Origin of the sequence: Rosenbergiella metrosideri, assembly GCF_022602565.1 — a bacterium.
In the GTDB taxonomy this organism is placed as follows: domain Bacteria; phylum Pseudomonadota; class Gammaproteobacteria; order Enterobacterales; family Enterobacteriaceae; genus Rosenbergiella; species Rosenbergiella metrosideri.
The window spans coordinates 37,193-57,962 of the sequence record NZ_JALBCV010000008.1 but is presented as its reverse complement, the minus strand read 5'-3'; the positions used below and the strand labels follow the sequence as shown (position 1 = coordinate 57,962).

The window sequence follows — 20,770 nt, the reverse complement described above, 5'->3', positions numbered from 1 at the left end:
ATGAGTATGCTTAATCCTATCGTTACTTGGGCGACCCTATCGCCCGCCGAGCAGCAAAAAATGTTACAGCGCCCTGCGGTGGCGGCGGCACATAACATTCGTCAAACCGTCGAACAGATCTTGACGCAAGTCAGTGAAGAAGGTGACGCAGCATTGCGTCGCTTCAGCCAACAGTTTGATCGCTGTGAAATAGAACAATTTGCGGTCACGCCTACGCAAGTCGAACAGGCCTGCGAGCGTGTGAGTCCTGCGCTTAAGCAAGCCATGGCGGTGGCGCGTGAGAATATCGAGACCTTTCACCAAGCACAGCAATTGGTGGGGGTCGATATCGAAACGCAACCGGGTATCCGTTGCCAACAAGTGACACGTCCTATCCAAGCCGTAGGTCTTTATATCCCAGGGGGCAGCGCACCACTGTTTTCCACCGTATTAATGTTGGCGACACCCGCGAAGATTGCCGGTTGTGCTCGGCGGGTGCTCTGTTCGCCGCCGCCAATTGCCGATGAGATCCTCTATGCCGCTAAACTCTGTGGTATCGAAGAAATCTATCAGATTGGTGGGGCTCAGGCGATTGCTGCGATGGCCTTTGGTACCGAGACACTGGCCTGCGTTGATAAGATTTTTGGGCCGGGTAATGCTTGGGTGACCGAGGCAAAACGCCAAGTAAGCCAACACCTATCCGGTGCAGCAATCGATATGCCCGCAGGCCCGTCAGAAGTGTTAGTTATCGCCGACAGTGGTGCGACACCGGCTTTCGTGGCGGCTGATCTTCTTTCACAAGCAGAACATGGCCCCGACTCTCAAGTTATTTTACTGACGCCTGATCAACAGATTGCGCAACAGGTGGTCGCAGAAGTTGAGCAACAATTAGCGCAACTGCCACGCTCGGAGACCGCCGCGCAAGCGTTAGCCTCCAGCCAGATCATCGTTACCCGTGATTTAGCGGAATGTATCGCTATCTCTAATCAATATGGTCCTGAACACCTTATTTTACAGGTTAGATCGCCGCGTGACTGGGTCGACAGTATTAGTAGTGCGGGGTCGGTATTCCTCGGTGATTGGTCACCGGAGTCTGCGGGCGACTATGCCTCAGGCACTAACCATGTGTTGCCGACCTATGGCTATACCGCGACCTATTCCAGCTTAGGGCTGGCCGATTTCCAAAAACGGATGACGCTTCAAGAATTAACCCCGCAAGGGTTTCTTTCCCTTGCCGAGACAATCGAAATATTGGCCGCGGCAGAACGTTTAGATGCGCACAAGAATGCGGTGACGCTTCGCGTTAAGGCGCTTAAGGAGTCTTCATGAGTGACCAACTTAGTCAGCTTGTCCGCAAAAATGTAATAGACTTGACGCCTTATCAATCTGCGCGTCGCTTAGGAGGCTGTGGTGACGTTTGGCTGAACGCTAATGAATACCCAACGCCGGTCAGTTTTGCGCTGACGCAACAAACCTTAAATCGTTACCCTGAATGCCAACCTCGCGAGGTTGTCAGCCGCTATGCCAAGTACGCAGGACTGAGTTCGGACAATGTACTGGTAAGCCGGGGGGCCGATGAAGCCATCGAACTGCTGATCCGCGCCTACTGTGAACCCGGGCAAGATACCGTTCTCTATTGCCCACCGACCTACGGGATGTATAGCGTTAGTGCCGAAACCTATGGCGTACAGGCTAAGACACAGCGGCTTACTGAGGCATGGCAACTCGATGTCCCCGCCGTCTTACAGCAATTGGACTCGGTGAAGATTGTCTATATCTGTAGCCCCAACAATCCCACCGGTAACTTACTCAATGCAGAGGATATTCGCCAAGTCTTGACGGCGACCGCTGGAAAGGCGTTAGTGGTGGTCGATGAGGCCTATATTGAGTTCTGCCCGCAAGCCTCTGTCGTCAGTTGGATGCAGCAATTCCCACACTTAGTGGTGCTACGCACCTTATCTAAGGCCTTTGCCTTAGCAGGCTTGCGTTGTGGTTTTACCTTGGCACAATCCGAGGTGATTCAAACCTTGTTGAAGGTGATTGCCCCCTATCCTCTTTCAACACCGGTTGCCGATATCGCCAGTCAAGCCTTGAGTGATGAGGGGCTGACCGCAATGCGCGATCGTGTCGCGGAACTTAATACGATACGCGATAACTTTATCCCTCGTCTTGCTGAATTACCTTGCGTCGAGCAAGCTTTCCTTAGCGATACTAACTATTTCCTGATTCGCTTCCACGATTCCCCGGCCGTTTTTAAAGGGTTATGGGATCAAGGCATTATCCTACGAGACCAAAATAAAAACCTACTTCTCGGTGGATGTCTGCGGGTATCCATTGGTACTGAAGCTGAAATGGAATCACTTTATCAAGCCTTAACACAATTTGGTCCGAAGGGAGCACGCTCATGACCACTAAAACCCTATTTATTGACCGTGATGGGACACTGATCAGCGAACCGCCTCTCGATTTTCAAGTTGACCGTCTTGATAAGTTAGCCTTCGAATCAGGGGTGATCCCTGCGCTGCTTGACTTACAAAAGGCGGGCTATGAGTTAGTGATGATCACTAACCAAGACGGATTGGGCACAGACAGTTTTCCCCAAGCGGATTTCGATCCGCCGCATAACTTGATGATGCAGATATTTGCCTCACAAGGGATTCAATTTTCGCAGGTGCTAATTTGCCCTCACCTACCGGCTGATAACTGTGCATGTCGTAAACCGAAAACGCAACTGGTCGAAAAATGGCTGCAAGAAGGTCAGCTCGATAAAGCACAGAGTTACGTAATTGGTGACCGAGCGACCGATATTACCTTAGCCGAAAATATGGGCATTGAAGGGATCCGCTACGGCGCAGACGGGGAGACTTGGCCAACCATTGCCAAACGTCTATGCCGTAAAGACCGTTATGCCAAAGTGGTGCGTAATACGCACGAGACGCAAATTACGGTAGAAGTGTGGTTAGACCGTGAAGGCGAAAACAAAATTTCAACCGGGATTGGTTTCTTCGACCATATGCTCGATCAAATCGCCACCCACGGCGGCCTTCGCTTAGCTATCCAAGCGAAAGGCGATCTGCATATCGATGACCACCACACGGTTGAGGATACAGGATTAGCCTTGGGCGAAGCACTGCTTAAAGCCTTGGGCGATAAGCGCGGGATTGGACGCTTCGGTTTTACCTTACCGATGGACGAATGCCTTGCACGCTGCGCGCTGGATATTTCAGGCCGACCGTGGCTGGAGTATAAGGCTGAGTTCACTCACCAGCATGTCGGTGACCTTAGCACCGAGATGATCGAGCACTTTTTCCGCTCACTCTCCTATACCATGGCTGCGACCTTACATTTAAAGACTAAAGGTAAAAACGACCACCACCGAGTAGAAAGCCTGTTTAAAGCCTTTGGTCGTACGTTGCGTCAAGCGATACGCGTTGAAGGCAACACCTTGCCAAGCTCAAAAGGGGTGCTGTAATGGACGTTGTTATCCTTGATACAGGCTGTGCCAATTTGTCGTCAGTCAAATGGGCCGTACAGCGTTTAGGCTATCAGCCGACCGTCAGTCGGGACAAACACTTGGTACTGTCGGCAGATAAACTGTTACTCCCCGGTGTCGGCACTGCCAGTGCGGCGATGCGACAGCTTGAAGAGCGTGATTTGATCGCGCTGATCACTCGCTGTACGCAGCCCGTCTTGGGTATTTGCTTAGGCATGCAAATTCTCGGCAGTCACAGTAAAGAGCGCGGCGAGATTAAAACCTTAGGATTAATTCCGGAAGAGGTGCGCGCCCTAGAGACCGGAGAACTGCCAACCCCGCATATGGGCTGGAACCAAGTTACGGCGCAAGCGGGCAATCCACTCTTTCGCGATATCGATAAAGACGCCTATTTCTACTTTGTGCACAGCTACGCGATGCCGGTTAACGAATTCACCATCGCCCAGTGCCAATATGGCGAGGCGTTCTCCGCCGCGGTTCAACGCGATAATTTTTATGGCGTTCAGTTCCATCCCGAGCGCTCTGGTGCTGCCGGCGCACAGCTGCTGAAAAACTTTTTGGAGATGTCATGATTATCCCAGCGTTAGACCTCATCGAAGGCGCAGTCGTCCGTTTACATCAGGGCGATTATGGACAGCAGCGAGATTATGGCCGTGAGCCCCTTCCGCGTCTGCAATCTTATCAGCAACAAGGCGCGGAAGTGCTGCACCTTGTCGATTTGACCGGTGCAAAAGATCCGGCCGCGCGACAGATAAATCTATTATCCGAACTGCTGGCAGGCGTCTCGGTGCCTGTCCAAGTCGGTGGCGGCATTCGTCAACGTGACGACGTTGTGGCGTTACTACAAGCCGGTGCAAGTCGCGTCGTAGTCGGTTCGACCGCGATTCGTCAGCCTGAAATGGTTAAGGCTTGGTTCGAGGAATTTGGGCCAGAGGCTATCGTACTTGCCTTGGATATTCGCATCGATGATCATCAGCGTAAAGAAGTGGCCATTAGCGGCTGGCAAGAAGCGTCTGGCGTGACATTAGAGCAGGTGATTGCCGATTACGAGCCCTATGGCCTGCGTCACGTACTCTGTACCGATATTTCGCGCGATGGCACCCTCGCTGGCTCGAATGTCGAACTTTACCAAGAAATTACCGCGACCTGGCCAGCGATCGCCTTCCAGTCTTCAGGCGGTATCGGTTCGCTGGAAGATATAGCGGCACTGCGGACCAGCGGTGTGCAAGGTGTTATTGTGGGTCGCGCATTGTTAGAAGATAAATTTACTGTCTCGGAGGCAATTTCATGCTGGCAAAACGGATAATTCCCTGCCTTGATGTGCGCGATGGCCAAGTGGTGAAAGGGGTACAGTTCCGTGACCATGAAGTGATCGGTGACATTGTGCCACTTGCGGCACGTTATGCGGCAGAAGGCGCAGATGAGCTGGTTTTTTATGATATTACCGCCTCCTCCGCGGGCCGTATCGTGGATAAAAGCTGGGTCGCGCGGGTGGCTGAAGTAATCGATATTCCTTTCTGTGTGGCCGGCGGTATTAAATCGGTAGAAGAAGCAGGCGAAATCCTCTCTTTCGGGGCAGATAAAATTTCGATTAACTCCCCTGCTCTCGCGGATCCTGAGTTGATTACTCGACTCGCTGACCGCTTCGGTGTGCAGTGCGTGGTTGTAGGTATTGATACGTGGTTTGACGAGACATCAGGCACTTATCAAGTTAAGCAATTTACAGGGGATGAGGCTCGGACTCGTAATACCTCGTGGCAAACTGCGGAATGGGTCAAAGAGGTACAACAGCGCGGTGCCGGCGAAATTGTGTTGAATATGATGAACCAAGACGGTGTACGCCAAGGCTACGACTTGACCCAATTGGCTCAAATTCGCCAAATCTGTCACGTGCCGCTAATTGCCTCGGGAGGTGCCGGAACCGAACAGCACTTTCTTGATGCCTTCACCCAAGCGAATGTCGATGGTGCCCTAGCGGCTTCAGTATTCCATAAGCAACTCATTAATATTGGTAAACTTAAGCAGTTCCTAAAAGATAATCAGATAGAGGTTCGTCTATGTTAACGCCTGAAGCAATCGCCGCCCTCGATTGGCAAAAAACCGATAACCTGATCCCAGCAATTATTCAACATGCGGTGTCCGGGGAAGTTTTGATGCTCGGTTATATGAATCAAGAGGCTCTCGCCGCGACCCAGCAAAGCGGCAACGTGACGTTCTGGTCGCGCAGTAAGCAGCGTCTATGGACCAAGGGCGAATCCTCTGGACACTTTCTTACGGTAAAGCAGATCACGGCTGACTGCGATCGCGATAGTTTATTAGTTTTAGCCTTACCTCATGGCCCAACCTGTCACACCGGCACGTCGAGTTGTTTCTCTCCTGCTGCCACCGATTGGCACTTCTTATGGCAACTGGAACAACTGCTATCCAGTCGTAAATCGGCTGATCCGAGTAGTTCTTACACCGCCAGCTTATATGCCAGCGGCACTAAGCGTATTGCCCAGAAGGTTGGCGAAGAAGGGGTTGAGACTGCATTGGCTGCCACCGTCAATGACCGTGAGGAGTTAACCAATGAAGCATCAGACCTGCTTTATCACTTGATCGTGTTATTGCAGGATCAAGATCTTGATCTCAGTTCGATTATTGCTAATCTCCGTCAGCGTCATCAGGCATAACACTGACCGATGGGTGGCGCTATGCCGCCCATTTATGTTAATACCTCCATTAATAACCCCTCTCGCCGTATAAATCTTATTCACACTCGCCTGTAATACTCTGCATACTAACGCCCTTTTTCCCCTTTGGAGACGGTGAATGGATTCTCTTAGCGCTGAAATTAAACACAGCTTTACGCTTTTCTCATTGTGGCGAACTTTAGCCTGGAACGACGTACTGAATCGCTATCGTCGCTCAATCTTAGGGCCATTCTGGATTACCCTCAGTATGGCCACCACATTGTTGGCCATGGGACCGCTTTATGGCAGCCTATTTAAGCTCAGTTTGCAGGATTTTTTACCGCACCTCTGTCTAGGATTAATTTTCTGGTCGCTCTGCACTGGCGTGATTAACGAGAGCAGTACGGCATTCAATGATGCCGCCCATTTTATCCGTCAAATTCCCTTACCTTTCCCACTTTATATTTTACGCGTCACATGGCGGCAACTGATTATCCTGTTACATAACCTATCGGTCGTCCCTATCGTGATGCTTATTTACCCCCCTGACTGGTCTTGGAGTATGCTTTTACTGCTCCCCGCACTACTGATTACCCTGATATTTTTAAGTAGCATCGGATTCATTGCGGCCATTATTTGCACCCGCTACCGTGATATTGCACCGATCATTACCAGTGTGATGACACTGCTGTTTTTTGTTACCCCGATTATTTGGCAATTATCACTCCTCTCGGCGAAGCAGCAATATTTCGCTCGACTTAATCCTTTTACGCATTTTATTGAACTGCTACGCGGCACCACCTTAGGTCACTGTCCTGCTTTACTGGAGTGGCTGCTGACTACTCTGTTCGCCCTCACGGCCGCCTTGGTTGCTATAACCCTTATTTCCCACACGCGTAAGCGTATCGCTTATTGGATATGATCCATGTATATCGATTGTCAGCACCTTACTATTCAATTTCCAATTTATAACGCCCAACAACGATCCTTAAAGCGCTCACTGCTCAGTGTGGCAGGCGGGCGGTTAGGTCAGGTAGGTCGCACGATGACCGTGAATGCCTTGAACGATATTAGCTTTAGGTTAGATGAGGGGGATCGCTTAGCACTACTCGGCCATAATGGTTCAGGTAAAACCACCCTACTGCGTGCATTGGCCGGCGTTTACAGTCCCAGTGCCGGACATATCAAGACCTGTGGTCGAATAAGTTCATTATTGGATGCGACGATGGGAATGGAACCCGAATTGACCGGGATTGAGAATATTAAACTCAGAAGCTTACTTATGGGGATACCCAAGCAGCAACTCCCTAGCCTGATTGAGGACGTGATAGCCTTCAGTGAACTTGAGGAGTTTATCTATCTGCCGGTGCGTACCTATTCCAGTGGCATGGTGTTACGCTTAGCCTTCGCCATCTGCACAGCACAGCCGCCGGAGATACTGCTGATGGATGAATGGATCAGTGTGGGGGATGCGCTGTTTAAAGATAAAGTCGAGCACCGCTTACAACAATTTATCCAACAGGCCGCAATTCTTGTTATTGCCACCCATGATACGCATTTAGCCGCGCGTTTCGCTAACCGACACCTGCATTTAGTAAAAGGACGAATCGCCAGCTAAAAAAAAGCCAGTGACGTGGTCACTGGCTTGCGAGGAAGTTCAACTTAAGACTTAGTCTAACCACTCAGTGTGGAAAACACCTTCTTTATCAGTACGCTTATAAGTGTGCGCGCCGAAGTAGTCACGTTGAGCCTGAATCAGGTTCGCAGGCAGAACTTCTGAGCGGTAGCTATCGTAGTAAGCAATCGCTGCAGAGAAGGTTGGCATTGGGATACCATTCTGTACGGCGTAGCTCACCACATCGCGCAACGCTTGTTGATATTCATCAGCGATGTTTTTGAAGTATGGTGCCAGCAGTAAGTTCGCGATCTCTGGGTTCTCTGCATAAGCATCAGTGATTTTTTGCAGGAACTGTGCACGGATGATACAACCCGCACGGAAAATTTTCGCTAATTCGCCATAGTTCAGATCCCAGCTATATTGATCTGATGCGGCACGGAGTTGAGAGAAACCTTGTGCGTAAGAGACGATTTTACCTAAGTAGAGTGCGCGGCGGACTTTCTCGATAAATTCTGCTTTATCACCGTTAAATGCAGCAACTTTTGGTCCAGTCAGGACTTTAGAAGCGGCAACACGTTGTGATTTCAGTGAAGAAAGGTAACGTGCAAATACTGACTCAGTGATCAGCGATAATGGCTCACCAAGGTCCAGTGAGCTTTGGCTGGTCCACTTACCAGTACCTTTGTTCGCCGCTTCATCAAGGATGACATCAACCAAGTAGTTACCGGTATCATCTTTCTTAGTGAAAATATCTTTAGTGATATCGATTAGGTAGCTACTCAGCTCACCTTGGTTCCACTCGCTAAAGGTTTTCGCTAATTCTTCATTAGACAGACCTAAAGAACCTTTCAGTACGGAGTAAGCTTCTGCAATCAGCTGCATATCGCCGTATTCAATACCGTTGTGAACCATTTTCACATAGTGACCCGCACCATCTGGACCGATATAGGTCACACAGGCTTCGCCTTCTGCACGTGCTGCGATTTTGTCAAAAATCGGTGCCACTAATTCGTAAGCTTCTTTCTGACCGCCAGGCATGATTGAAGGGCCTTTTAATGCACCTTCTTCACCGCCGGAAACACCGGTACCGATGAAGTTAAAGCCTTGGTCAGACAGCTCTTTGTTACGACGAATGGTATCTTTGTAGAAAGTGTTACCACCGTCGATCAAAATATCACCTTTATCAAGGTGTGGGGTGAGTGAGGCAATCGTCTTATCTGTCGCTTCACCCGCTTGCACCATTAACAGGATACGGCGAGGTTTTTCTAAGGACTCGACAAACTCTTCAACGCTGTAGAACGGCGCGAGTTTTTTTCCTGGGTTTTCTGCAATCACTTCATCCGTCTTTTCACGTGAACGGTTGAAGATTGAGACAGTATAGCCACGGCTTTCAATATTTAGCGCGAGATTACGGCCCATTACTGCCATTCCGACAACACCAATTTGCTGCTTAGACATTACATTCTCCTGTCTGGTAGAAAGCTTACCTATGTGAACGTTATGTTCTAGGTTTGTTAGCACGTACCTTGTCCTATAAGTTATATAAAAACCTGACCGGGAAATCTATGCTTAACGCACGTTTGATCAAGTCCCCCCGGTCAGATGCTTATTAATTACACTTATTGACGATATCCATGGGGATTTTTTTTCTGCCAGCGCCAAGTGTCGACCATCATTTCATCGATACCACGCGAGACGCTCCAGTTTAATTCTTTCGCAGCCAAGGCAGGGTCTGCCCAGAATGCGGCAAGGTCGCCAGCACGGCGAGGCTTGATCTCAAACGGAATTGTGCAGCCCGAGGCCTGCTCAAACGCTCGGATCATCTCTAATACCGAGTAGCCTTTGCCCGCACCAAGATTATAAGCGCGATATCCTTGAGTCTGTTGTAAGTAATCCAACGCTTTTAAATGACCTTCTGCAAGGTCCATCACGTGAATATAATCGCGTTGACAAGTGCCATCAGGCGTAGGGTAATCGCCACCAAAGACGCCTAGCTGCGGTAACTTACCGATCGCTACCTGAGCGATATACGGCAGTAAATTATTCGGGATCCCTGAAGGATCTTCGCCGATTTCGCCCGACTCATGCGCACCCACTGGGTTGAAGTAACGCAAAGCAATAGTATTAAATTGCGGCTCGGCTTTGGCAAAGTCTTGCAAGACCAATTCAATCATTAGCTTAGATGTGCCATAAGGGCTGGTAGTTCCCCCTATCGGCGTCGTTTCAACATAAGGTACTGGCGCATCCGCACCGTAGACAGTTGCCGAGGAGCTAAAAATAAAGTTCCAAATCCCTGCACGGCGCATCTCTTCGAGTAATACTAAGGTACCGGACACGTTATTTTCATAATATTCTAACGGCATCCGCGTCGATTCCCCCACCGCTTTTAAGGCAGCGAAGTGGATGACATCGGTGATACGATGCGCAGCGAATAACGACTGTAAGCAGGCTCTATCACGGATATCGCCCTCAACAAACGCCGCTTGACGTCCGGTTATCTTAGCCACCCGTGCCAGCGCTTCTTGCGAGGCATTGCATAAATTATCCAATATAACGACGTCATCACCCCGTTGCAGCAGGGCTAACACGGTGTGCGATCCAATATACCCTGCACCACCTGTCACTAAAATTGCCATGATTGATTAGCCTAAATTAAGAGTTAAGAAGTGTTTTGATCGAATCTCTGAAAGCTTGCCCGGATTGTGGATGGCGTAATCCATAGGCAACGAAAGCTTGCATATACCCGAGCTTACGCCCGCAGTCGTAGCTAATACCATGAAGCTCACTGGCTTCCACGGCTTCAACTTGATTAAGGGCGGCAATAGCATCCGTTAATTGGATTCGGCCCCAAGCACCTGGCTGCGTATCTTCTAGATACGCCCAGATTTTTTCAGAAAGTACATAACGACCGACTGCCGCGAGTTGCGAGGTTTCCGGTAGATTTTCAACATGGGTAGGTTTTTCAATAAAATCAACGATACGGCAGGTGTCACCTGCGGACTCTAAAGGCTGTTCGGTGGTGATCACTGAGTATTCTGCAAGTTCTTCGCGGGGCAGCGTCTGACAGAGGACTTGTGAACGCCCGGTTTCAGCAAAACGCGACAACATCGCCGCCAAGTTATAGCGTAATGGATCGGCACTTTGATTATCGAGGATCACATCAGGCAATACCACGACGAATGGATTATCGCCGACGATCGGCTTAGCACAAAGAATCGCATTACCGAGGCCTAGCGGCTGCGGTTGGCGCACATTCATTATGGTCACACCAGGGGGGCAGATATTTTTTACTTCACTGAGAAGTTGGCGTTTCACCCGCTGCTCGAGGAGTGCCTCAAGCTCGTAAGTGGTATCGAAATGGTTTTCCACCGCATTTTTAGAGGCATGAGTGACTAAGACAATCTCTTTAATCCCCGCGGTAACACATTCATCAATGATATACTGGATCATCGGCTTATCAACGATGGGTAACATCTCTTTTGGAATCGCTTTCGTTGCCGGCAACATATGCATACCGAGGCCAGCAACAGGAATAACCGCTTTCAAATTTTTCATATCTCATCCACTGGTTGGGGTGCGTGCACGATAGTATCGATGAGCCTAAACCTTCAAAGCATAGGGAGAGTCTGAAACTCTCCCTGCCCTATCACGATGAGGGATGTTTAGCCTTATCGTTATCTTTGAGCCACTGCTGTAATCGACTCTTAAGATTATTTTTCAATAACCTATCGACTGATAGCGAATATTGCAAGTGATTCCAAGGACCATAAAAACGTAACGGGATTGGTTGATTCGCCAGTAAGGCAATCATGCCGGGGTCGCCTTTCCAGCCACGTGTTAAGAGGTTAAAGGTGATATCGAGCTGATACTGTTGGAAATTAATCTCACCCGACGCATTCAATGAGACTTGGGCATTCTCGCCTTCCAAACGCGTCAACTGTAGCGTGCCATTCCCTAAGCTAAAATTACCCCGCATATCAGGAATAACCGGATGAAGAGTCGGATCTGAGTTGACGCGGTTACTGGCACGCGTAACGGCATCAATCACCATTTGTTGCACATTCATTTGCGGAATGTCGAGACCAATAAGATCGATGGTCGAGCGGCCTTGCCATTGGGTCAGGATATCCCTACCGCGTAGCCCTTGTCCGGTAAAGTCACCTTGTAACGACACGTCCCCACGTAGTACCGGCGGTATTTGCAATAATGGCTGCACAACTTGCAAAGGAATATGCTGTAAATCGGTGTGTAGGTCGACGGTAGCTAATTCAGGTCGGAAATCCACTTTACCTTGAATCGTGAAATGGCCATCATCCACCTTACCGGAGAGCGTATTCAAGCTCATCATGCCCATCGCATTATGCGCATTCAATCTTAACCCCTTGACAGTCACCCCATGCCAAGTGGCTTGATCAGCCGTAAGTTGACTAGCAATCTCACTTTGATTCAACCAGTCAATAAAGCCGCGATTATTTTTTTCGACGACCACAGGGGTACGAGCGCGAGTTTGCACGTCGACACGCTCTGGACTATTGGTCTGCGCAGCGACTTGCTGCGAGACTTGCGACTCGCCAGATAATAACAACTGGTCAAAATTAGCGTTCTGTGAATGTAAATTAAGGTTAAGCTGTAAGGCAGGCGCTAATACACCGCTGGCTTCGCCAGTAAAATCGCTGTCGTTTGCATGCAAACTAAAGTCGTTGAGGTCGAAAGTATTGCTCATCGGTGACCACTGGGCGCTAAAGGTCGTTTCTCCCTTCACACCCTGCTCGGGTAAAGAGACGCCTTGTAACTGATAACTGCCACGATCGACCGAAAAAGCCAATTTATAGGGATAATGGCGCGCATCCATCTGTCCTTCGAAATCAATTGAGAATGTCTGCTGGTTTCGCGTTAAAGCTGTACTTAGGTAATAGCGTCCAACCCGCGAACTGTCTTGATGCAAACTCAGATCGACATTACGGAAATTGAGTTGTTCACCTTGTGGGTCTTGCCATATCAGTAAACTATTCGCCACCGACAGATCTGCAATATCTAAAGACCACTGGCCCAAAGAGGGGGCGAAAGAACTATTATCATCTGGCGCGATCGGTCCTGCGGGGGGCATTTTGGCGGCTGCATCCGGTGTGGCTTGAATCACCGCATGCATGACTAAGACTTTACTGATGTGTAACTGGTGGGAGAGTAAAGGGAGAAGCTCAACATCTAAACGCATGTTGTCAGCCGTTACCGCTGGTTGTGAAGCTCCCGGCGCGGTAAGCACAATCGGCCCACTTAAGATGCTCAGTCTTGGCCACACATGCCAGCGCAAATCACCTTTCAGCGTGAGTTGATAACCACTGCGCTTTTTAACCTGTTGAACCATATAATGTTCAAAATCATTCGGATTCACCAACAGAACTAAAGCCGTCATTCCTGCGACCAGCACCGCAATGAGAATGGCGAAGGTGGTTATCAGCTTTCTCATGCCATCTCCCTTTAAGCGAAATTAATCTTTATCGATTCGGCTAGCGACCGCGCTCTGTTGGTCACGGTATTTAGCATCTTGACGGCTATTATAAGGCCGCGCGGCAGGTCCGGATAAAGGTTCAAAACTCAATGCTCCGATTAACATCCCTGGACGTAAAGCCAATGGCAGCTTACCCGAGTTAAAGAATTCTAACACAATTCGTCCTTTCCAACCGGGATCGATGCGATGTGCGGTGACATGAACCATTAATCCTAGACGGGCTAAGGATGAACGACCATCTAACCAGCCAACCAAATCATTTGGTAAGGTGACTGATTCATAGGTCACGGCCAACGCCAGCTCGCCAGGATGTAAAAAGAACGCCTCATCATCTTTTAAGACGATTTCTTCGCTCATCACACGTTCAAGCGAGGCGCTTACCGCATCTTTAGGGCCACTTAAATCGATATATGCCGCCGTATGTCCGCGAAAGGTCCGAAAGCCATTCCCGAGGCGTACGTCGACCGTGGCACCATTAATCCGCTCAACAGGCGGGCGGGGATCGATGCAAAGTTTCCCTTCATCCATCCATGCTTCAATGTCTCGGTCACATAATCTCATAGTGATTCCCTAATAAAATATCGCATAAAAACTTATTCAAAGAATTGATTAATCTTAGCTTTTAAAATATCGATCGCAATACGATTTTTTCCGCCGCGAGGCACGATGATGTCGGCGTATTGTTTGGACGGTTCGATAAACTGCAGGAACATTGGGCGGACAGTTTTTTGGTATTGACTCATCACCGAATCCATTGAGCGTCCCCGTTCGTTGACATCGCGTTTCATCCGACGCATTAAACAGATATCTAACGGTGTGTCGACAAAAATGGAGAAGTTTAATTCGTTACGCAGTCGCGCATCGGTCAACAGTAGAATCCCTTCAAGGATAATCACTTTTTTGGGTTTTAACGTTTGGGTTTTTTCCATGCGGGTGTGTTCGGAATAGCTGTACAGCGGGAGTTCAATCGACTGACCTGATTTAAGGGCTTGCAGCTGATTCAAGAGTAAATCATGGTCCATCGCGTTGGGATGGTCATAATTGGTCTTGATACGCTCTTCCATCGTGAGATGGCTTTGGTCACGATAGTAACAATCTTCTGGGATAACACCGATATGTTCATCGCCCACTTGATCACGAATTTCACGATACAACGTACTCGCAATTAAACTTTTTCCAGATGCGGATGCGCCCGCAATTCCGATAATCACACATTGATGAGACTGGTCAGTCATTATTTTACAACCTGAAACTGAAGCCGAAATACCCGCGTAGTGCCGCAAGCACTCTAGCAAAATGGGAGGATAAACGCCGGCGATTATAAGGGTTTCACGGCAGTGATGCTAGCAAAAAGGACGTACTTTTAAGAGTTTAACACTGTTTTTTTGGTCGTGGTTGGATACACTAGCGCGCTGAATTGGCTGACTGGCAGCCAATCCCTGTCACCTTCAGAGGATTTATGCACTGGCAATTGTTGACCTATTTTGGCGATAGCATGCTGCTGTTACCGAGTGCTGTTGTCTTGGCATTTGCCCTATTCTATAACACGTCGAGATTGGCACCAGCATTCTACTGGTTGACCAGTTTTGGCACTGCAGGGTTAGTGGTCAGCATCTCTAAATTCTTATTTCTAGGATTTCTTATTGGTAGTGCGCGCTATAACTTTACCGGCTTTAGCGGTCATACCACGATGTCCACAACGTTTTGGCCGATCTTTTTTTGGTTTATCGCCCGTGGATTTTCGTTTAAACGCCCGCTGCTCTGGGTAGTCCTCGGTTACCTTTTTGCCCTGACCATCGCCTATTCTCGTCTTGTACTGCATGCCCACTCGCCGAGCGAAGTGATCTGCGGCTTTTTATTAGGCTGTTGTTGCAGCCTATTCTTCTTGGCTATGCAGCGGAAAGTGGCGTTTAAACCGATAAACCGGATCGAATTACTGCTCATTGTTGCCCTACCACTGTTTTTGGTGTTGCAGGGAAAGCCCGCCACAACCCAACTTTTCCTCGGTACGCTGGCAGCAAAACTTGCCGGAATGGAACAGCCTCATACACGGCAGCAACTCCTCTCCTTGGGGCGATGAGCGTTAACGATTGACTTTGCGCTGTAACCCGTTAAAGTGCGCCCCTTTTATTGAAGGGGTGCAGCATGGTAATTGGTTTCGATTATGGTACAGCAAACTGTTCGGTAGCCGTTGAACGAGAGGGGCGATTTCAACAGCTGCCGCTTGCAGGGTCAGAAAAATTACTCCCCTCAATGATGAGCGCCCCTCTTCGTTCAGCAGTCAGTGAATGGTTATATCGTCATCACGGTATCAGTTATCACACCGCCGAAGAGACCGCACTTTTACAGCAAGCCTTGCGGGCCAATCGTGATGAAGATCTGCCCGTCTCTGCGCAAAGTGTGCAATTTGGCTTATCTGCGCTGAACCACTATATCGCCGATCCACAAGACGTTTGGTTTGTGAAATCACCCAAATCGTTCCTCGGCGCTAAGGGACTCAAGCCGCAACAAATCGCATTTTTTGATGACGTCGTCTGCGCCATGATGTTGCATATCCGTCAGCAAGCAGAGCTGCACACCCAAACACCAATTGAGCAAGCCGTTATTGGACGCCCAGTTAACTTCCAAGGCACTGGCGGTGAAGAGGCGAATCAGCAAGCGGTCGGTATTTTGCGTCGCGCAGCATTACGGGCAGGATTTCGCGAAGTAGAATTTCAGTTTGAGCCGGTGGCAGCAGGCTTAGAGTATGAATCTCGGCTCACCCGCGAAACACGTGTTCTGGTCGTCGATATCGGCGGGGGAACCACCGACTGCTCACTGCTGCTGATGGGCCCCGAATGGCGGCTTAAAGCTGAGCGTAGCGAAAGCTTACTGGCGCACAGTGGCTGTCGGGTGGGGGGAAATGACCTAGACATTATGCTGGCCTATAAACAGCTGATGCCGCTGTTAGGTGCAGGCAGCCCTTCACGCACCGGCAAAGCGTTACCGATGCTACCTTGGTGGAACGCCATCGCCATTAATGATGTGATGGCTCAAGGCGACTTTTACAGTGCCAGTGGCGGTAAGCAACTTCAACAAATGGTCAAAGATGCGCAACAGCCCGAGCTGGTGACCCGTCTACTGACCTTGTGGCAAGAAAAGCAAAGCTATCAGTTGGTTCGCAGCGCTGAGCAAGCGAAAATTGACCTCTCCGAACAGTCTGAAACCCACTGTGATTTAAGCTACCTCGATACGGCATTGGAACTGCGCCTTTCTGCGCAAACCTTGCGGGAAGCGATCGATGCCCCCTTACAGAAAATGCTACAGCAAGTGGTGGAGGTGATGCAGCAAGCTACCGTCCAACCTGAAGTCATTTACTTAACGGGCGGCAGCGCGCGGTCACCGCTGTTACGTCAAGCGTTGGAGCAACTTCTGCCCGAGACTCAAATTGTCCAAGGGGATGATTTTGGGTCGGTAACCTTGGGGCTAACACGCTGGGCTAATACGCTTTTTGCGTAGTCAGATCAATTCAATAAAAGTTAACAGTTGTTGGACTACAGGACGGGTCGTACAATCCCCTACTTTTTACAGGGTTACCATTAACCCTGCTTTAGTATGGGGTTGATCATGACAACAGAATTACTCTCTCCTGCGGGTTCGTTGAAAAATATGCGCTATGCCTTTGCCTATGGCGCTGATGCCGTTTATGCGGGACAACCGCGCTACAGTCTGCGCGTCAGAAATAATGAATTCACGCTTGAGAATCTCGCCATAGGGATCCAAGAGGCCCACCAGCTCGGTAAGAAATTCTATGTTGTCAGTAATATTGCGCCGCATAACGCTAAGCTCAAGACTTTTATCCGCGACCTAACGCCGATTGTTGCCCTACAACCCGATGCACTCATTATGTCTGATCCTGGGCTGATCATGCTGGTGCGTGAACATTTCCCTAGCCTTCCCCTCCACCTTTCTGTTCAAGCCAATGCGGTAAATTGGGCTACCGTTAAGTTTTGGCAAACACAAGGCATTCGTCGCGTTATCCTGTCACGGGAACTGTCATTGGAAGAGATCAGTGAGATCCGCCAGCAAGTCCCCGAGATGGAACTCGAAGTTTTCGTACATGGTGCGCTCTGTATGGCCTACTCTGGCCGCTGTTTACTTTCAGGCTATCTCAACAAACGCGACCCCAATCAGGGAACCTGCACCAATGCCTGTCGTTGGGACTATAAGGTTACCCCCGCTCAGCAGGACGATCTTGGCCATATAGTAGAGAGTAAAGCCGCCGCTCCAACGCTTGGTCTTGGGCCCACCACCGCGCAAGCGCTATTATTGACGGATAAAATGCGTCCTGACGAACCGATGAGTGCGACCGAGGACGAGCATGGCACCTATATCATGAATTCCAAGGACTTACGGGCCGTAGAGCACGTTCCCCGCTTAGTCGAAATGGGCATCCACTCATTAAAGATTGAAGGACGAACCAAGTCTTTCTACTACTGCGCCCGCACCGCACAAGTCTATCGTAAGGCCATTGATGATGCACAAGCCGGAAAACCTTTCGATCCCTCGTTACTTACCACCTTGGAGGGATTAGCCCACCGCGGGTATACCGAAGGATTTTTACGCCGCCATACCCATGATAGCTATCAAAATATTCAGCAGGGGTACTCTGTTTCTGATCGGCAGCAATTTGTCGGCGAATTCAGTCAAGCCCAAGACCAAGGCTTCGCCGAGGTGATTGTTAAAAATAAATTCCAGTGTGGTGACCACCTAGAAGTGATGACCCCCAGCGGTAATTTCTCATTTATTCTCGATACCCTGCACGATAAACAGCGTAGGCCCATCACCGTGGCCCCAGGTGATGGTTACCGCGTGTGGATCCCAATCCCCGCCAATACCGAGCTTGGCTACGCGCTACTCGTTCGCCATTTGGAAAAGGGGCAGACCACCCAAGCGCCCCATTGCAACACTCAAGGCGCAGGTATGGTATAAAGGAGCCAATGTTATTAAGTGAAGGGATAAAACATGGGTTCAGCGTTTCTGATTTTACACGGCAAAAAAGCCAGTGACCCGACTATTCGTGACGCTGTCACTCTCCTACGGGAGGAAGGAAGACGCCTAGAAGTCAGAGTGACCTGGGAGTTTGGTGACTGTCACCGTTTTATCACCGAGGCCATTGAAGCTAAGTGTTCAACCCTGATTATCGGCGGCGGCGATGGTAGCTTGAACGAGGCAGTCAATAGCCTTATGCGTTTCTCGGCGGCCCAACGTCCACCCCTGGCAGTATTACCGTTGGGCACAGCAAACGACTTTGCCACCAGTATCGGCATACCACAGGAGATTGAAGCAGCCTTAAGGTTAGCGCTGACCGCCACGGCGCAGCCTATCGACCTTGCCTGTGTCAATCAACAGCACTATTTTATCAATATGGCGACGGGCGGTTTTGGAACGCGAATTACCACCGAGACGCCAGAAAAATTGAAGTCGGCCCTTGGCGGGGCATCCTATTTCCTGCATGGACTGTTACGGATGGACCGTTTGAAGCCAGATCACTGCACCCTTGCCAGTGAACAATGGCAATGGCAAGGCGATGCCTTGGTGATTGCGGTAGGTAATGGCCGCATGGCAGGCGGTGGGCAGCGACTCTGTCCAACGGCCTTGATCAACGATCAACAGCTGGCCTTGACCGTCATCACAGCGCAGGAGCTGTTCCCTTCCCTGCTACACTCACTGACCCGTGATGATGAAAATCCTAATATCATCAACCAACGCGCCAGTGAATTTACCCTGACCAGCGAACATACCATGACCTTTAACTTGGATGGCGAACCGCAAAGTGGCACGCACTTCCACTTTAAAGTCTTAGGTGAAGCGATCCGTTTTCGTCTGCCCGCTATCTGTGGCCTATTGGGGTAAACTGACGGGCCACTGTTGGTAAAAATGGTGGACGGGGCCATGGCCCTGTCCAACATTTAACTCATCGGCATGAGCAATCGCCCCTTGCAACCACTGTTTTGCTTGCCAAGTCGTCTGCGCCCAGTCCGTAAAATGCGGGCGTAGGGCCGCCAGTGCAGCCGACAATGTACAGCCTGTTCCATGGGTATTATGAGTCGCAATTCTTGGTTGGCTAAAACGCTGCTCACCGGTGGTCGTTATTAGCCAATCAGGGCTTTCAACCGTCTGTAGATGACCGCCTTTCATCAACACTGCTTCACAACCTAAGGTAAGCAGTTTTTCGCCCTGCTCACGCATCTGTGCCTCATTTTCGGCAGGTTGACAATCGAGTAACGCGGCAGCCTCAGGAATATTCGGGGTAATGATCGACACCTCGGGGATCAGGACCTCACGCAGGCAGCGTATCGCTTCAGGATCTAACAAGGGATCGCCACTTTTTGCCAGCATCACTGTATCCAAGACCCGCCAAGGAATTGATGAGTGCTGCAAGCCTGCGGCCACCTGCTCGGTAATACCTTGGTGATGTAACATCCCCATTTTCACGCTGGCAATATCCAGATCGGTCAAGACCGAGTCTAATTGCTGGCGGACAAACTCGGCAGTAATAGGGAATATACCTTGCACACCGCAGGTGTTTTGCGCAACTAAGGCAGTGATGACACTCGCACCATAACCCCCCAATGCACTAAAGGTTTTTAAATCGGCATGGATACCCGCACCACCCGAGGGGTCGGTTCCGGCAATGGTTAAAATATTATAGGGACTCATTTCGCCTCCCGCTGCTGGGCAAGACCATCGAGTAAATGCAGCGCGAAGGTTCCGGGCCCCGCGGCCTGCCGCGCAGCGAATTCTGCCGCACGAGAGAGCATCCAACATGCACTCGCCACGTTGCTCAGCCTATCGCCCGCTAGCGAGGCGAAGGCCGCACAAAGTGCCGACAACGCACAACCGGTCCCCGTCACCCGAGTGGCTAACACTGAACCTCCCGAGACCTTAAGGGTTTTCTCACCATCAGTGATCAGGTCCACTTCTCCGGTGACCACGACGATGCCCTCAATCGTCTTCGCCAGTTTTCGCGCGGCATCGAGTGCTTGCTCGGCCCTCAGTTGCGTTTCAGGTCCTCGTCCGCCAGTCGTTTCACCCGCTAATACGCTGATTTCTGAAGCGTTACCGCGAATCACACTCGGATTCAATGACAGCAGTTTGCGACAAAATTCAGTCCGCAGGGTCAAACCGCCGACAGCCACCGGATCCAGTACCCATGGCTTAGCAAAACGGTTAGCATTTTCCGCGGCATGGTAATAAGTGGGACAGTGTTCGTGGTGCAGGGTACCGACATTCACTAACAGCCCATCGGCGATTGATGCAAATTCTTGGCATTCACTCGGGTCGATAATAATTGCCGGTATCGCCCCAGCCGCAAGCAATAGATTGGCGGTGAAGTTCTGCACAACAGTGTTAGTGATACAGTGAATAAGCGGCGGATGGTCGGCAAGCTGAGCGATAGCCTGTTGGGCCATCGCTGCATCAAGCTCGGATATAACGGTATCTGTGGGCATATTGTC

At 50.1% G+C, this 20,770-nt stretch carries 21 protein-coding genes; 13 read left to right on the top strand and 8 right to left on the bottom strand.

The features are described from left to right. From hisD to MKR94_RS09535, 9 genes are all read left to right on the top strand, one after another. On the top strand, window positions 1-1,308 hold the full coding sequence (gene hisD, locus MKR94_RS09575; protein ID WP_241646702.1) for a histidinol dehydrogenase: 1,308 nt from the start codon (window positions 1-3) through the stop codon (window positions 1,306-1,308). Further along, complete coding sequence (hisC, locus tag MKR94_RS09570; RefSeq protein WP_241646701.1) at window positions 1,305-2,387, top strand: histidinol-phosphate transaminase; 1,083 nt, start codon at window positions 1,305-1,307, stop codon at window positions 2,385-2,387. The genes hisD and hisC overlap by 4 nt, the downstream gene beginning before the upstream one ends. Continuing rightward, window positions 2,384-3,451, top strand: a complete 1,068-nt coding sequence (hisB, locus tag MKR94_RS09565; RefSeq protein WP_241583134.1) for a bifunctional histidinol-phosphatase/imidazoleglycerol-phosphate dehydratase HisB — start codon at window positions 2,384-2,386, stop codon at window positions 3,449-3,451. The genes hisC and hisB overlap by 4 nt, the downstream gene beginning before the upstream one ends. Then, window positions 3,451-4,044 (top strand): imidazole glycerol phosphate synthase subunit HisH, encoded by a 594-nt coding sequence (hisH, locus tag MKR94_RS09560; RefSeq protein WP_241646700.1) that lies wholly within the window; start codon window positions 3,451-3,453, stop codon window positions 4,042-4,044. The genes hisB and hisH overlap by 1 nt, the downstream gene beginning before the upstream one ends. After that, entirely contained in the window at window positions 4,041-4,778 is a 738-nt protein-coding gene (gene hisA, locus MKR94_RS09555) for a 1-(5-phosphoribosyl)-5-[(5-phosphoribosylamino)methylideneamino]imidazole-4-carboxamide isomerase (protein ID WP_241646699.1), read from the top strand. Before hisH ends, hisA begins: the two co-directional genes overlap by 4 nt. Continuing rightward, on the top strand, window positions 4,760-5,536 hold the full coding sequence (gene hisF / locus MKR94_RS09550; protein ID WP_241646698.1) for an imidazole glycerol phosphate synthase subunit HisF: 777 nt from the start codon (window positions 4,760-4,762) through the stop codon (window positions 5,534-5,536). The genes hisA and hisF overlap by 19 nt, the downstream gene beginning before the upstream one ends. After that, a complete protein-coding gene (gene hisIE / locus MKR94_RS09545; RefSeq protein ID WP_241646697.1) occupies window positions 5,530-6,144 on the top strand; it encodes a bifunctional phosphoribosyl-AMP cyclohydrolase/phosphoribosyl-ATP diphosphatase HisIE in 615 nt (204 codons plus the stop codon). Before hisF ends, hisIE begins: the two co-directional genes overlap by 7 nt. 139 nt (window positions 6,145-6,283) lie before the next feature. Continuing rightward, on the top strand, window positions 6,284-7,066 hold the full coding sequence (locus MKR94_RS09540; protein ID WP_241646696.1) for an ABC transporter permease: 783 nt from the start codon (window positions 6,284-6,286) through the stop codon (window positions 7,064-7,066). A 3-nt stretch (window positions 7,067-7,069) separates the two neighbouring features. Next, entirely contained in the window at window positions 7,070-7,762 is a 693-nt protein-coding gene (locus MKR94_RS09535; RefSeq protein WP_241646695.1) for an ABC transporter ATP-binding protein, read from the top strand. A gap of 51 nt (window positions 7,763-7,813) precedes the next feature. Here MKR94_RS09535 and gndA read toward each other — a convergent pair whose 3' ends face one another. The 6 genes from gndA to udk form a co-directional block, all read right to left on the bottom strand. Next, window positions 7,814-9,220 (bottom strand): NADP-dependent phosphogluconate dehydrogenase, encoded by a 1,407-nt coding sequence (gndA, locus tag MKR94_RS09530; protein ID WP_099824322.1) that lies wholly within the window; start codon window positions 9,218-9,220, stop codon window positions 7,814-7,816. 161 nt (window positions 9,221-9,381) lie between these two features. Beyond that, window positions 9,382-10,398, bottom strand: a complete 1,017-nt coding sequence (gene galE / locus MKR94_RS09525) for a UDP-glucose 4-epimerase GalE (RefSeq protein ID WP_241646694.1) — start codon at window positions 10,396-10,398, stop codon at window positions 9,382-9,384. A 16-nt stretch (window positions 10,399-10,414) separates the two neighbouring features. Next, window positions 10,415-11,317: a UTP--glucose-1-phosphate uridylyltransferase GalF gene (galF, locus tag MKR94_RS09520; protein ID WP_241646693.1), complete on the bottom strand. Its 903-nt coding sequence runs from the start codon at window positions 11,315-11,317 to the stop codon at window positions 10,415-10,417. A 91-nt stretch (window positions 11,318-11,408) separates the two neighbouring features. Continuing rightward, window positions 11,409-13,229, bottom strand: coding sequence for an outer membrane assembly protein AsmA (gene asmA, locus MKR94_RS09515; protein WP_241646692.1), 1,821 nt, complete (start codon window positions 13,227-13,229; stop codon window positions 11,409-11,411). 21 nt (window positions 13,230-13,250) lie between these two features. After that, the gene (gene dcd / locus MKR94_RS09510; protein WP_048912249.1) at window positions 13,251-13,832 is read right to left on the bottom strand and encodes a dCTP deaminase; all 582 of its coding nucleotides are present in this window, start codon (window positions 13,830-13,832) and stop codon (window positions 13,251-13,253) included. Between the two features lie 32 nt (window positions 13,833-13,864). Beyond that, entirely contained in the window at window positions 13,865-14,506 is a 642-nt protein-coding gene (gene udk, locus MKR94_RS09505; protein WP_241646691.1) for a uridine kinase, read from the bottom strand. Between the two features lie 224 nt (window positions 14,507-14,730). On the opposite strand from udk, the gene MKR94_RS09500 reads away from it, so the two are divergent. From MKR94_RS09500 to yegS, 4 genes are all read left to right on the top strand, one after another. After that, complete coding sequence (locus MKR94_RS09500; protein WP_241646690.1) at window positions 14,731-15,351, top strand: phosphatase PAP2 family protein; 621 nt, start codon at window positions 14,731-14,733, stop codon at window positions 15,349-15,351. A 65-nt stretch (window positions 15,352-15,416) separates the two neighbouring features. Continuing rightward, a complete protein-coding gene (yegD, locus tag MKR94_RS09495) occupies window positions 15,417-16,769 on the top strand; it encodes a molecular chaperone (protein WP_241646689.1) in 1,353 nt (450 codons plus the stop codon). Window positions 16,770-16,877: 108 nt separating this feature from the next. Next, entirely contained in the window at window positions 16,878-18,242 is a 1,365-nt protein-coding gene (gene trhP, locus MKR94_RS09490) for a prephenate-dependent tRNA uridine(34) hydroxylase TrhP (RefSeq protein ID WP_241646688.1), read from the top strand. 33 nt (window positions 18,243-18,275) lie between these two features. Continuing rightward, window positions 18,276-19,166 carry a lipid kinase YegS gene (gene yegS, locus MKR94_RS09485; protein ID WP_241646687.1) on the top strand — a complete coding sequence of 297 codons (891 nt, stop codon included), beginning with the start codon at window positions 18,276-18,278 and terminating at the stop codon, window positions 19,164-19,166. Here the strand turns inward: yegS and thiD are convergent. Together thiD and thiM are read right to left on the bottom strand one after the other, a co-directional pair. Continuing rightward, window positions 19,155-19,973, bottom strand: a complete 819-nt coding sequence (thiD, locus tag MKR94_RS09480; RefSeq protein ID WP_241646686.1) for a bifunctional hydroxymethylpyrimidine kinase/phosphomethylpyrimidine kinase — start codon at window positions 19,971-19,973, stop codon at window positions 19,155-19,157. The two genes, yegS and thiD, sit on opposite strands and share 12 nt — an antisense overlap. Beyond that, window positions 19,970-20,725: a hydroxyethylthiazole kinase gene (gene thiM, locus MKR94_RS09475; RefSeq protein WP_241646777.1), complete on the bottom strand. Its 756-nt coding sequence runs from the start codon at window positions 20,723-20,725 to the stop codon at window positions 19,970-19,972. Before thiM ends, thiD begins: the two co-directional genes overlap by 4 nt. Window positions 20,726-20,770: the final 45 nt, after the last annotated feature.